Annotated in this window: 9 protein-coding genes; 6 read left to right on the top strand and 3 right to left on the bottom strand. The window is 74.1% G+C overall.

The annotated features are described in order from the left end of the window. Positions 1–268: 268 nt before the first annotated feature. The 6 genes from IF00_RS47665 to IF00_RS0118680 all read left to right on the top strand — a co-directional run bounded on the left by IF00_RS47665 (position 269) and on the right by IF00_RS0118680 (position 8,350). Positions 269–1,474: a glycosyltransferase gene (locus IF00_RS47665; protein WP_030319453.1), complete on the top strand. Its 1,206-nt coding sequence runs from the start codon at positions 269–271 to the stop codon at positions 1,472–1,474. Beyond that, entirely contained in the window at positions 1,446–2,474 is a 1,029-nt protein-coding gene (locus IF00_RS0118660; protein WP_245234564.1) for a DUF6895 family protein, read from the top strand. The genes IF00_RS47665 and IF00_RS0118660 overlap by 29 nt, the downstream gene beginning before the upstream one ends. Before the next feature lie 86 nt (positions 2,475–2,560). After that, positions 2,561–3,712 carry a radical SAM protein gene (locus IF00_RS0118665; RefSeq protein WP_051820477.1) on the top strand — a complete coding sequence of 384 codons (1,152 nt, stop codon included), beginning with the start codon at positions 2,561–2,563 and terminating at the stop codon, positions 3,710–3,712. A 2-nt stretch (positions 3,713–3,714) separates the two neighbouring features. Next, a complete protein-coding gene (locus tag IF00_RS0118670; protein ID WP_030319458.1) occupies positions 3,715–4,683 on the top strand; it encodes a DUF6895 family protein in 969 nt (322 codons plus the stop codon). Beyond that, positions 4,680–6,116: an MFS transporter gene (locus IF00_RS0118675; protein ID WP_078944757.1), complete on the top strand. Its 1,437-nt coding sequence runs from the start codon at positions 4,680–4,682 to the stop codon at positions 6,114–6,116. Before IF00_RS0118670 ends, IF00_RS0118675 begins: the two co-directional genes overlap by 4 nt. After that, positions 6,113–8,350, top strand: a complete 2,238-nt coding sequence (locus tag IF00_RS0118680; RefSeq protein ID WP_030319464.1) for a prolyl oligopeptidase family serine peptidase — start codon at positions 6,113–6,115, stop codon at positions 8,348–8,350. Before IF00_RS0118675 ends, IF00_RS0118680 begins: the two co-directional genes overlap by 4 nt. Before the next feature lie 58 nt (positions 8,351–8,408). On the opposite strand, the gene IF00_RS0118685 is transcribed toward IF00_RS0118680, so the two are convergent. The 3 genes from IF00_RS0118685 to IF00_RS0118695 form a co-directional block, all read right to left on the bottom strand. Next, on the bottom strand, positions 8,409–10,301 hold the full coding sequence (locus IF00_RS0118685) for an AfsR/SARP family transcriptional regulator (RefSeq protein ID WP_030319465.1): 1,893 nt from the start codon (positions 10,299–10,301) through the stop codon (positions 8,409–8,411). 228 nt (positions 10,302–10,529) lie between these two features. Continuing rightward, entirely contained in the window at positions 10,530–13,583 is a 3,054-nt protein-coding gene (locus IF00_RS0118690; protein WP_030319467.1) for a helix-turn-helix transcriptional regulator, read from the bottom strand. A 73-nt stretch (positions 13,584–13,656) separates the two neighbouring features. Next, on the bottom strand, positions 13,657–13,857 hold the full coding sequence (locus tag IF00_RS0118695; protein ID WP_030319469.1) for a hypothetical protein: 201 nt from the start codon (positions 13,855–13,857) through the stop codon (positions 13,657–13,659). Between the last annotated feature and the right edge of the window lie 4 nt (positions 13,858–13,861).

Here is a 13,861-nt window from a genome sequence, read left to right on the forward strand (position 1 = left end):
AACACGAACCCGAAGCCGGTCGAGGACGAGGACATCGAGGTCGTGGCGCACGGGGAGGCCGAGGAGGACGAGGCCGGCTGCATCATCAACAACTCCAGCGACATCTCCTGACGCGACTCGTCTCGTCCTGAGTACCTCGCGGGCCACCCGGTTCTCGGCGGATCACGCCAGGAACCGGGGGGCCCGCGGCCACTCACCGGCCTACCACCGTCACCCTTCCCTCTCAGCCCCGTCCGCCACCCGCCCGACCCGAGGGAGCGCGCACGTCGTGAAGATCCTGCTCTGCCCGCTCAGCGACGGCGGCTACCTCTACCCGGCGCTCGCGGCCGGCCGCGAGCTGCGCCGCCGCGGCCATCACGTCAGTGTCCTCGCCCGGTCCTCCGCCGGGCCCGTCGTGGCCGAGGCCGGGCTGCCGTGCGCGGTGGCCGAGGACTTCGGCGGTCACCGCGCGTTCTCCGCCACGTGGTGGGGGAAGACCGGTGCCGCACAGTACCGGGCGATCCTGCGCGCGGCCCGGGCGGCGCAGGCGGATCTTCTCGTCACCTCGGTGCTGTGCAACGGCGCCCTGCTCGCCGCCGAGGTCCTGGACGTTCCGGTGGTCGTGATCGGGCTCTCGGTGCATCTGTGGGACTACCGGAGCGGCGGCGACGGGGAGCCGCACCTGGGCAGGACCAGGGAGAGCCGGACCCGCGACAGCCTGGACCTCCACGCCGCCACCCGGGAGGAGGCCGGCCTGGCCGGGCGTGCCCCCCGCTGGGAGGACGATCCGCTCCTCGGGGACGCGCTGCTGCTCCGCGGGGATCCGGAACTCGAACACCCGGGCGCGGAACTCCCCCGACGAGTGGGGTACGTGGGACCGCTGGCCTGGGAACCGGTCCCCGAGCGGGGCGAGTGGGAGGCCATCGAGGACCACCTGGAGCGGGCGGGCACGGCGAAGCCCGTCGTCTACGTCCACCTCGGCCGCTTCTTCGGCGGCCGGACCCTCTGGCCGCGGCTCAACGAGGCGTTCACCCGCGGACCGTTCCGGGCGGTCGTCGAACAGGGACGGTCCACCGACCCCGCGCCCGCTCCGGAGGCCGACATCCTGCTCGTGCGGAAGCCCTGGATGGGACCGCTCGTCGACGCGGCCGACCTGGTGCTGGCCAACGGCACCTCGGCCCCGGTCCTGTCGGCCCTGCTGCGCGGCCGCCCCCTGGCGCTCTCGCCCAACGGGTCCGAACAGCCGCTGCTCACCGGCGCCTGCGTACGGGCCGGAGTGGCCGTACGCGACCCGAAGACCCCGTCCGTGGACCTGTCGGCGCTGCTGGAGTCGGTGTCGCGCGACGAAGGACTGCGGACCCGAGCCCGTGCGCTCGGAGACAGGCTGGCCGCGGTGGACGGCGCGGCCCGCGCGGCCGACATCGTCGAGCGGGTGGCTCAGGCATCGGCAACCCCGAAGGAGAACCATGAGTACGCGATCAGTCGGCCTCGATGAGGCCGTGGCGAGTCTGTCCATGGGTACGCGACACTGGATCGCGCGGCACGCGGGGTACCTCGACTCCCCCGCCGGACACGCCGAACTGCCGGTCACACCCCGCGTCAAGGCCCTGCTCCAGCTCGCGCTGCTCTGCCGCTACTGGGGAGAGTCCGCGCCGACGGAGACCGTCCTGCGCGGGGCGACCACGATCGTCGAACAGGCCTGGCAGCGACCGGACTTCCCGCGTCTCCTCACCCTCGACGGCAGGTACGCCCGGCAGTTCGAGCTGATGTACGCGGCCCTGGCACCCGCCGGGGCCGTCACCGACGCCCCCCGCGCCGTCCTGGCCCGGCTGAAGGGCGACGGCTACCTCGCTCCGCGGCGCAAGGCCCCGTACCTCCACCTGGAGGCGCGGTTCTACGCCGATCTCGCGGGCGCGGAGCACGAGTTCGCCTCCTACGACGAGCTGTACGCGGCCAGCCTGCCCGCCCGGGCCGCCACCCTGCCCGTGGCCGACCTGGACGCCTGTGTGGTCACCCACACCGTGTTCTACCTCAGCGACTTCGGCCTCCGCGATCCCGGCCTGACGGACCAGGCCCGCGAGCAGGCCCTCCAGGTCGTGGAGCGGCTCACCCACCACTGCCTGGCCCTCGGCGAATGGGACCTGGTCGGCAAGCTGGTACTCGCGCAGTACTGCCTCGGCGCGGATCCCCTCGGTACGCCCTCCGGGGCGGCCGGCATCCGGATGCTCGCCGAGGTCCAGGCGCCGGACGGGGCGATCCCCGGGAAGTCCGTCGTCAGGCGCGCCCCGGCGGACGCGACGCCCGTGCAGTACTTCCGCAAGTCCTACCAGGCGACCCTCGTCACCGCGCTCACGACGCTGATCGTCGGAAAGGGCCGGCCGGAGGCGCCCGGCGCGCCCGGCGGCCGCTCCTCCGCGGGTGCCGACGGGGCCGCACGCACCGCCGGGGTCGCAGGATCCACCGGCGCGACGGCCGGACGGGAGGCGACACGGTGAGCATCGACCAGGCGACGGGTGCCGACCGGCAGGCGGCTCCCACCACCCCAACGGCCGGCACCGAACTCGCCGCCTCCGGCGCCCGCCTGCTCCGCGGCGAGCGCACCTGGTGGTTCCTCGGTCCCGGCGGCGTCGCCCGGCTCGCCGACCGCCACGTCACTCCCGACGGAGGCCTGCGCCCCGAGGCCGAGCAACGGCTGCGCGCGAGCGGGATGTTCACCGCCGCCACGGTCCGCTCCTACGCCCTGACCGTCCTCACCAGCACCCACTGCAACCTGGGCTGCGGCTACTGCTTCCAGAACACCGCGCAGGATCTGGCGGGCGGGAGCAGGCCGCCGAGGATCGCCCGAACCCGGCTCACCTCGGAGACGATCACCTCGATTCTCGGGTTCACCGAGCGCCGGATGGCCGCCGTGGGCCTGGAGAGGCTCAGGATCCTCCTCTTCGGCGGTGAGCCCCTCCTCAACCCGCGCGGGTGTCTCGAACTCCTGGAGCGGGCCGCGGACATCGCTCCCACCTCGGCCTGGATGATCTCCAACGCCACTCTGCTCACCCCGTCCCTCGCACGCCGGCTCCACGACCGCGGCCTGACGTCCGTCCAGGTCACCTTCGACGGCGACCGCGACGACCACGACCGGATCCGGGTCGGCAGGGCGGACGGCAGCGGCACCTTCGACAAGATCGTCCGCAATATCGTCAAGGCCTCCGAGGTCACGCCGCTCCGGTGGACCCTGCGGGTCAACGTCTCCCAGGAGACCTTCCACGGCGTCGACGCGCTGGTCGACCGGCTGGGGGCCGCGCTCGACCCCACGCGCTGCACGCTGTACTTCGCCCGGATCGGCGACGTCGGTGTCGGATACGCCAACAGCCTCCTGCACACCGGTGAGCTCTCCTCCGCCTTCACCCGGTGGCAGCGCAGGGCCCTCGAACTCGGCTTCACCGTGAACCGCCCGGGCGGCCGGAAGACCTGCGTCACCTGTGGTCACACCGACGGCCGGTACGGCGCGGTCGTGAGCGCGGACGGGACCCTGGCCAGTTGCTGGGAGACCGCGGGCAAACCCGACTGGGAGGTCGGCACGGTCGCCGACGGCTACCTGCCCGGTGCGGGGACCGGTGACCGGTGGATCGCCTGCCAGGACCTCTACAGCTACGACGAGGACGCCCGGACGCTCGCCAGGTTCCGCGACACCGTCGACACGGCCCTGCTCGACCACCTGCACGAGACGGGGCGCCTGTAGCCATGCCGCCCTCACTCCTGGAGCAGCTCTCCGCCGGCGCACTGGACTGGCTGGGCGGGAACCTCGACCACTTCGACCCGTTCGCCGCGGACACCGAGGCGACGACCCCGTCGACGGCCCGGTCGGCACCACACGGAAAAGCCAAGGCCGCACTGGAGTTGGGGCTGCTCTGCCACCGTGCCGCGCGGCCGGACGGCACCGGCCCGGACCCCTTGGGCGGGGCGACCGCCCTCGTGCGGAAGCTCTGGCAGGACCCGGACTTCCCACGGCTCTTCGACCACAGTCCCGCGTACGCCTCCACGTACCGCCTGGTCTACGCCGCGCTCGCCCCCGCCGGCATCGACGACACGCAGTGCCGGGAGGCGCTCGCGCGGCTGGACCCCGCCTTCCTGTCGCCGGGCGGGAAGTCACCGTACCGGCGGATCGAGATCCGCTACTACGCGGACAGGGCGGGGGTCCGCCATGGCATCGAGTCGTACGCCGAGCTCCTCCCGCGGAGCCCGCTCGTCGCCCTCCGCGCAGCCGGCCCCACGGTCGCGGCGGCCGCGAAGAGCACGGTGGAGCCGCTCACCCTCCCGCAGGCGTACGCGCTGACGCACACCGCCTTCTACCTCGGGGATTTCGGCCGCACCGACCCCCGTATCGCCGGAGCGGACCTGGACCACGCGCGAGGCCTCACCCACCGGATGCTGTCCCACTGCGTCGCGCACGACCTCTGGGACCTGGCCGCGGAGCTCGTCCTCACGCAGTTCGTCCTCGGGGAGGATCCGCTCCGTACGCCCTCGGGAGCGGCGGCCGTGGAGTGCCTGGCACGCGCCCAGCGGCCCGACGGGGCGATCCCGGGAAGGTCGGCGGAGCTCATGGCCGCGCCTCGGGTCACGGCCGGTGAGTTCTTCCGGAAGGCGTACCACACGACCCTGGTGACGGCCCTCATGGCGTCGATCGTCTCGTCGGCGAGGTGCGCGTCATGACCTCGCGCCTCACGCTGATCAACCGCGACTACACCCGTCTCTGGTTCGGCCAGGCCGTCTCGTCCGTCGGGGACGCCGTCTTCAGCACCACGCTGGTGCTGTGGGTGGCGACCGTACTGGCCAAGGACGAGTCGTGGGCGCCGATGGCGGTCAGCGGTGTACTGATGGCGTCCAGCGTCGCCGTCCTGGTCATCGGCCCCCTCGCGGGCGTGTTCGTCGACCGCTGGGACAAGCTCGCGACGCTTCTCCGCACCGAGGTGGTACGCGGTGCGCTCGTGGTGGTGCTGACCGCCGTCTCCTTCCTGCCCACCGACGCGCTCCCGGCAGGCGTCTGGCTCGCCCTCGTCTATGGGACCGTGCTCCTGCTGCACGCGGCCGGCCAGTTCTTCTCACCGGCGCGCTTCGCGATCCTGGCGGACCTCGTGAAGGGAGACGCCGACCGCGCCCGGGCCGCCGGCATCGGTCAGGCGACAGGCGAGACGGCCTGGATCATCGGCCCTCCGCTCGCGGCGCCGCTGCTCTTCGCCGCCGGCATCCAATGGGCCCTGCTCTTCAACGCCTTGTCCTACGCCGTCTCGTACGTGGCGATCCGGTCCATCGAGGTACCCGCCCCGGCCGCGACGGCGGAAAGCGGGAAGGCCGCTCCCGACGACTCGAAGGCGGCGAGTCGGAAGCCCAGCCTCGGCCGCGAGTTCGCGGACGGCGTCCGCTTCTTCGCCCGCAGCAGGTTCCTGGTCGTGCTGCTTCTGCTCGCCGTCATCGGACAGTTCGGGCTCGGCGCGCTCAGCACCCTCAACGTCTTCTTCACCACCGACAACCTCCATGCCGACGCCCGTCTCTACGGATACATCGGCATGGCGATGGGGGTGGGCGGCATCACGGGCGCGTTGAGCGGGGGCCGGGTCGTGCAGTGGCTCGGGGCACGCCGGAGCACCTGGATCAGCCTGCTGGTGAGCGGTGTTCTGCTGATCGCCTACTCCCGGCAGACCACCTTCCTCGGCGGTATCGCGCTGCTCTTCGTGTTCACGGTTCCGCTGACCGTCCTCAACACCGCGATGGCACCGCTGCTGCTTGCGGCGGCGCCCCCGGACTTCCGTGGCCGGGTGATGGCCGTGTTCTATCCGGTGACGAAGCTGGCGTCGATGCTCGCCGCGGTCCTCTCCGGCTGGCTCGCCGGCTCGGTGCTCACGGATGTCGCGGGCTCGGTCGGCGGTGTGCGGTTCGGACCCATCGACACGATCTTCGCGGTGTCCGGGGTGATCGTCGTCCTGTCGGGCGTCTTCGCGTGGCTGGCCCTGCCGGGCACGGAGAAGACGGTGAAGGCCGCCGAGAAGGCCCCCGAGGAGGCCGCCGCGCTCACGGTCGACGTCTCGTCTCCGGCCGGATCCCGCGGTCACCGTCCGCCCGACCACGACCGAGGGAGACCGGAGTGACCACCGACGCCCGACGGGCACGGCGCCCGTACCCGCACGCCGAGCGGCAGGACGTGGTCCAGGAACTCCACGGGGTGCGCGTCCCCGACCCGTACCGCTGGCTCGAGAACGCCGATTCCGCCGAGACGCGCCGCTGGAGCGCCGAGCAGGAGGCCCTGTACGCGGCGGAGCGGGCGGCCTTGCCCGGTCTGGAGCGGTGGGAGGCGGAGGTGTCGGCGCTCGGCGCCGGGGATCGTGTCCGGTCGCCCAAGGTCCGCGGGGGCAGGGTGTTCTGGCTGCGGCAGGAGACCGGCCAGGAACATCCGGTCCTGGTGGTGGCCGAGGCCGGGGCGGGGGCCGGGGCGAGCCGGGGCTCCGTCTCGGCTCGCGTACTGCTCGATCCCCACGCCCTCGATCCGTCCGGCCGTACCGTCCTGGACGCCTGGGAGCCCTCCGTGGAGGGCGATCTGCTGGCCTGCCAGGTGTCCCGGGACGGCACGGAGGACTCGACGCTCCGGGTGATCGACGTGGCCACCGGCGACATCGTGGACGGGCCGTTGGACCGGGTGCGGAAGTCGTCGGTCGGCTGGCTTCCCGGCGGCGGGGCGTTCTACTACGTCCGGCGGCTGGACCCCCGGCTGAACCCCGGCGAGGAGCGCTACCACCGAAGGGTCTGCCTCCACCGCGTCGGCACACCGGCGGACGCGGACACCGTGGTCTTCGGCGAGGGGCGGGACAAGACCCAGTTCTACAGCGTCTCCGTGACCGAGGACGGCCGCTGGCTCGGCATCACGGCCACGCTCGGCACCGGCCGTGGGACCGACGTCTACCTCGCCGATCTGTCGGCGGCGCCGCTCGACCGTCCGCTGCTCCGGCCGGTCCAGGAGGGCATGGGGGCCGCCACCCGGCTGCACGCCGTACCCGGTACGGGCCCGGCGGACCGGGTGTGGCTCCGCACCGACCGCGACGCGGCGCGCGGTCGTGTCGTCGCGTGCCGGCCGGACGAACTCCACCGGGGCCCCGACGCCTGGCACGAGGTGGTCCCCGAACGGCCGGACGCGGTCCTGACCCACCTGGTCGTGCTCTCCGGCCCCGAGCTGAAGAACCCGCTCGGCCTGGCCGCCTGGACCCGCGACACCGTGGCCGAGGTGACCCTGCACGACCTGGTCGAGGGCCGGCAGGTGGCCACGGTGCCGCTCCCCGGCACCGGCGCGGTCGGTGACTTCTCGGCCGTGGGATCGGGCGGTCACGAGGCGTGGTTCGCGTACACGGACTTCGTCACGCCGGTACGCGTCCTCCACTTCGACGCGCGTACGCGCCGCCTGACGCGTTGGGAGCGGGACGCCCGGACGGCGGGCGATCCGGGCGATCCGGGCGGTCCCGTCGGTCCGGCGACGGGCGGTCCGGCGAACGGCCGTCCGGCGACGGGCGGCGCGATGACCCGCCAGGTCGCGTTCCCGTCGCGGGACGGGACGACGGTACGGATGTTCGTGATCTCCCCCGACGGCCGTCCGGACCGGCCGCGCCCGGCCCTTCTCACGGGGTACGGCGGCTTCGGCCGCACGATGTCGCCCCGCTACCGTGCGCAGGTCCTGGCCTGGGTCAGGGCCGGTGGGGTGTTCGCCTGGGCAGGTCTTCGCGGCGGCGGCGAGGAGGGCGAGGCGTGGCACCGGGCCGGGAGCGGAGCGCACAAGCAGAACACCTTCGACGACTTCGCCGCGGCGGCCGACCGGCTCGTCGAGGCGGGCTGGACCGAGCCCGGCCGGATCGCGATCATGGGCGGCTCCAACGGCGGGCTGCTCGTCGGGGCGGCCCTCACCCAGGAGCCGGGGAAGTACGCCGCCGTGGTGTGCTCGTCCCCGCTCCTGGACATGGTCCGCTACGAACGGTCCGGCCTCGGCCCCAGCTGGACGCCGGAGTACGGCAGCGCGCAGGACCCGGCGCGCTTCCCGGTGCTGTTCGGCTACTCGCCGTACCACCGGGTCACGCCCGGGGCCGCGTACCCGGCGGTGCTGCTGACCGCCGCGGACGGCGACACGCGCACCGATCCGCTGCACGCCCGCAAGATGTGCGCCGCACTCCAGCACGCCACGTCGGGCACCGGCCCGATCCTGCTGCGGCTCGAACACGGCGTCGGCCACGGGGACCGGTCCGCGTCCCGCGCGGCGGCCCTCCAGGCGGAGTGTCTGGCGTTCCTGGCCTCCCATGTGGGCCTCCCGGCCCCGGGCTCCGCCGCGGGTCCGCCGCCGCGGTGACGCGCCGGCGCCGGCGCGTCACGGCCTCGACGCGTCGGCGCCGTCGGTCCCCGCGGCCCTACGTCAACACCGGCGTCCCGTACCCCGCGCCCCGTGCGTACAGCCGTATCAGGTGCGGCATGTCGTACTGCGCCGCGTGTGCGGTGACCTCGCCGCCCGGCGACGTGACCATTCCGGCATCGATGAGTGCCTCCACCACCCTCACCGCATGCCGCTCGTCACAGCCGAGCGCCTCCGCCGCCTCCGTCAGGCCGAACGGGCCGTCCCCCGTGCCCGCGGCCAGCCGCCCCGCGTCCCTGCCGCGCTCCTCCGGGAGCGTCTCCCAGCCGTGGGCCAGCCGCTGCCTCACGGACACGTCCCCGGCGGTCAGCTCGTCCAGGGCGCCCCTGGGGTCCGTCAGCCGGTCGGCGAACTCCCGCAGCGGGACGTGGCGGAGCACCGCCAGCCGCATCCCGCTCACCCGGACGGCGAGCGGCGACCCGCCGCACGCCCGCACGATCCGCAGCGCGGCCTCCCGGTCCGCCCGCACCCGCCGCGGGCCGACGAGCCCGGCCAGGAGTTGCACGGCCTCCGCCGTGTCCAGCGGCGGGACGGCGATCCGGTGCACCGGTGCCAGCCCGCCCAGTTGGCCGCGCGCGGTGAGCAGCACCCTGCCCTGTCCGCCGCACGGGAGCAGCGCGCGTACGGCGCGCTCCTCGGGTACGTCGTCCAGGATCACCAGCACCCGGTGCCGCGCCAGCCACTCCCGCCACGCCTCGGGGGTCGACGGTCCGGTCCGGCCCGTTCGTTCGCCGAGTTCCGCGAGTACGGCGGACACGGGTCGGGCGCGGCCCTCCGCGTCCCTCAGGGAGACGAAGATCCGCCCCTCGGGGAACCTGCCGCCGAGGAGGTGCGCGGCCCTCACCGCCAGTGTGGTCTTCCCTGATCCCGCAGGTCCGGACAGCAGCACGACGTGGCCCGCTTCCCCCGTCTCGCCCGCGCCGAATCCGCCGCTCGCCTCGCCGCTCCCCTCGCGGCCCTCCAACAGGTCGAGGACGTCGTGGAGTTCCTCGACGTGTCCCGTGAAGTCGGCCAGGTCGGGCGGCAGCAGCACGGTCGCCCTCGGCGGGGCGGCGCCGGGTCTCCCACCCTGCGGTCCGCCGGTCGCGCCCGTCCCGGCGGCCCTGGTGTCCCCCGCAAGGATCGCCCGGTAGCGGGCGGCCATGGCGCCGCTCGGTTCCAGGCCCAACTCCCGCGCCAGCAGCTGCCGGTAGTCGTCGTACACCGCGAGCGCCTCCGGCTGTCGGCCGGAGCCGCTCAGCGCGCACATCCAGGCGGAGCGTAGCCGTTCCCGCAGCGGGTGCCGCTCGACCAGGTCGCGCAGCCCCTCGACCACGGCCGGCGCGCCGCCCAGCGCCAGCTCCGCCTCCGCCCAGCTCTCGTACGCCGTCACATGGCGCAGCCGCAGCCGTTCGGCCTCCTCGGCCAGCGTGGGCGACTGCCGGAGGTCGTCGCCGAGCGGCGGCCCCTGCCACAGGTCGAGGGCCTGTCTCAGCAGTGGGGCGGCCGCCTGGGGCGGCCGGCCCTCGGCGGCCCGCAGCAGGGAGCGGAACCCGAGGAGGTCGAGTTCCTCCTCCGCCGCGCGCAGTACGTATCCGCCGCCGGTGTGCGTGAGCCGTGGCCGCTCCCGGGCCTCCGGGTCGTCCTGCCCGAACAGCGCACGCAGGGCGCTGACGTACACCTGGATGTTCTTGCGGGCGGTGCGAGGGGGCTCCTCCGGCCAGACCGCCTCGGTCAAGGCGTGCACGGAGACCGGAGAGTTGACGGACGTCAGCAGCGTCGCCAGGACCATGCGCTGCTTCAACGGGCCCAACGACAGGGCCTGTTCGCCCCGGTGGACCGTGAGCGGGCCGAGGACGGAGAACCGGAGTGTGCCGGGTGAGGCAACGGACCGCGCGGACGGACTCGGCATCGAGCGAACCTCCGTATGGTGACGGGAGTTGGTCGGTCCGCTCGATGATCCACCGCGCCGTACCTTCACACATCGGTACCGGACCCTCACACTCGCACCACCGCGGCCGGTGTCCTGGGGGACCCGCCCCCATGGGGGCGGGAACGCCCCCCCATCCCGGGTCCGCCGAGCCCCCACGTCGCCGGACCGGTGACGCGGGCGGCCGGGTGGCCGCCGTCCGGTTCCCGATCAGGCCGACGGCTGCCGGGACGCGATACCGGCCGGTCGCTCGTCCTCAGCCCGCTCCGCGGACAGCGCGCACAGCGCCGAGCGGTCCGCACACCCGGTCTTGGCCATCAGGCTCGCCATGTGCTTCTCCACCGTCCGGGGCGAGATGCACAACCGCTGGGCGATCTGCAGATTGCCCGGACGCTCCATGAGCAGCACGAACACCTCGTACTCGCGCGGTGTGACGCCGGCGGTGCGCAGTTCCGCGGGGATCCGTTCCCGGCCGCCCCGACGCTGCGGGACGCTGACGCCCGACTGCCGCAGCAGCGCCCGGCAGGCGCCGGCCACCGGCTGTACACCCGCCTCGTGGAAGTACTCCTCTGCGGTCCGCAGCCAGGCGACCGGTTCGCCCCAGGCGTCGGCGAGCGCCGCCTCCGCGACCAGCCGCAGGGCGAGATGCCAGGCCTGCGGGAACACCGCCGCCGCCCGGCCGGCCTCCTCCACCGCCCGCCGCGCGCCGAGCGGGTCGCCGTCCCGGCCGCGCAGGACCGCGTCCGCCATCCCGAGGAACAGCCGGTTCCAGGCCAGCTGTCCGCCCGGCGAGTCGAGCGCCTCCCGGTACACGTCCCGGCCTTCGCGGGGCTCCCCGTTCCCACCGGCGCCATCGCCGTCGAGGATCCGCAACAGCGGGCGGAGCCCGTACCGCCCGCTGAGATAGAAGAAGCTCGGGTGCTCCCGCTCCCAGGCGAGTGCGGCGTCGAGCTCGGCCGTGGCCCGGTGCCGGTCCTCCGCCATGAGTGCGCCGACGGCCTGACAGAGTCCTCGTTGCAGGGGTACGAGCATCGACTCCTCGCCGCCCGCCCGGCGGAACCGGACGAGGGCTCGTTCCTGTTCGCGGGCCCGCCCCTGGTGTGCGGCGAGCGTGGCGTCGACGAGGAGCAGATAGCGGTGGGCCGACAGGTTCTGGAGGCGGGCACTCGCCTCCACGGAACGATCGACGATCTCCCGCGCCCGGTCCCATCGTCCGGCGAGGACGCCCTGCATGGCGAGCAGCCCGTCGACGGTCTGGAGCACGGTCAGCGATCCGAGTTCGTGCGCCGCCGCGCGGGCTGTCTCCAGCTGCGTCGCCTCTCCGGTCCGCATGAACGCGTTGGTGCCGAGCCGCACCAGGGCCTCGGCCCGCGAGACCGCGAGCCGGTGTCTCTCGGCGACCTCCAGCATCCGCACCAGACAGGCGTCGGCCTCGTCGAACCCGCGCTGCCGCGACAGCAGGGCGAGGAGCTGCCAGGCCTGGCAGGCCACTACGGGCCGCCCGCGCTGCTCCGCGGTGAGCGCGGCGCTTCTGGCGGAACGTTCCGCCTCCTTCAGCCGCTCGCGACCGCCCCGGCCCCCCGGGCTCCCCGGCTCGCCCTCGCCGTCTCGGCCGTCCCGCTCCGGCAGGAGCGCCAGATGGCCCTCGACGACCACGAGCGCGGCCTCCTGCTCCGGGCGCGGCTCGCTCCCGAGCAGGGCGCGGGCCGCCCGGATCCGGCGACGTGCCTCCTGCTGCTGCTCGGCCATCGTCGCGACCCAGGCGACCTGGGTGTGCGCCTGGGCCCGCTCCTCCGCCGCAGGGGACCCGACATGCACCGGTGCCAGGTCGTCGAGCAGCGCGGATGCCACGTCGACGCGCCCGGACTCGGCTTGCGCGATGGCCAGTTGCACCGTGACGTCGTCCCGCTCCGCGTCGGCCGCGAGGCCCCGCGCGCGGTCGAGGAGCACGGCGGCCGAGCCCGAGGCGCCGGCGTCCAGCATCTGCCGGCCGACCTGGGCGAACTGCCGGGAGGCCGCCACCCTGTCACCGGCCGCGAGCCGGAGCGTGGCCACCAACTGGCGCTGTTCCCCCGAGAGTTCGCCCGGCTGGTCACAGGAGAGCGATGCGCCGGCGGAGTCCTCGATCGCCTGGGCCGCGCGGCGGGCGAGCGCGGCCTGCTCGGCGGGCGGCAGGGACGCCCTGAGCGCGTCCGCGGTCAGGACGTGGCGGAAGGTGTAGTGGTCGTGGGCCGCACCGTCCGGGGCGATGATCCCGGCCTCGGAGGCGGACCGGAGGTGGGCGAAGAGGGCCCGGTCGTCGAGCCCGGTCACCACCCTCAGCGCCCCGACCGAGAAGCGGCCGCCGAGCGTCGCCGCGATGAGGAGCAGTTCACGCACCGGCTCGTCGAGCCGGGCAAGCCGGCGGGCCCAGCTGCGTACCGCTCCCGTGGGAACCGTCGCCTCGCCGTGATCGGCCAGGAGCCAGCCGCCGCCCGCCCTGCTCAGCCGCCCCATGTCCAGCAGGTCCGCCAGCAGCACCTCCACGAGGTACGGGTTCCCGCCCGCGCGCTGCGAGAGGTGCCGGTGCGCGGCCTGGGGCACCTCGCCCGGGGCCGCGTCCAGACACGCGTCCACCATGTGCCGTACGGCGGTCTCGTCCAGAGGCCCCAGCTCCGTCACCGATGCCGTGTTGCGCAGCTCGGCGGCGAGCGCGAGGTCCGACGCCGGTCCCGGGTCGGGCCGGAGCGTGCCGACCAGCAGGACCGGGAGGTCCGCCACGTTGTCGGCGACGTACTCGACGACCGCGATCGTCTCGGTGTCGGAGTCGTGCAGGTCCTCCAGGAGGATCACGCAGCCGCGCTCGCGTCCCAGCACGGCGAGCAGTCTGAGGAGCGCCTCGGCCAGTTCGACGAGCGAGATCGCGTAGCCGGGCGCCGTCGCGGCGGCCCGCCATTCCGGCACCAGGCCGGCCAACGCGGGCCGGTAGGGGTCGAGTTCCGGATCGTCCGGTGCGCCGGCCGCCCGGAAGCGCGAGGACAGCGCCTCGACCAGGGGACGGAACGGGACGACGAGCCCGGTGGACGTGGCGCGGCCGCGCAGCACGGGCATGTCCCGGTCGTAGGCGCGGAGAGCGCACTCGCCGGCCAGCCTGGACTTTCCGATCCCCGCCTCGCCGACGAGGAACACGGCCCGTCCGGCGCCCCTCCGGGCGCTCTCCAGGGCCTCGTCGAGTAACTCGATCTCGGCGTCCCGCCCCACGATGACCGACGACGTCGCACGCATGTCCGCAGGCTACTTGATCCTTTTCGCGCACGGCAGTGGGCCGGGGAGCCCCCGGCCCATGCCCGCCCTCGCGTCAGGACACCGTGATGGTGCCCGTGGTGTAGGGCATGTCCCACGTGGCGACCGTGTCCAGATCGGCCGTCCTGAGCAGCCGGCCGCGCCTCCCCAGCATGCCGCCGGTGCCGAGCGTCACCTCGCCCACCGGGTCGTCCTGGGCCGCGGCCTCCGCGCCGGCACCGCCGTTGACGTACGTCACCGAGTCACTGATCTGCATGGTC

Origin of the sequence: Streptomyces flavochromogenes (genome assembly GCF_000717595.1) — a bacterium.
Taxonomy (GTDB): domain Bacteria; phylum Actinomycetota; class Actinomycetes; order Streptomycetales; family Streptomycetaceae; genus Streptomyces; species Streptomyces flavochromogenes.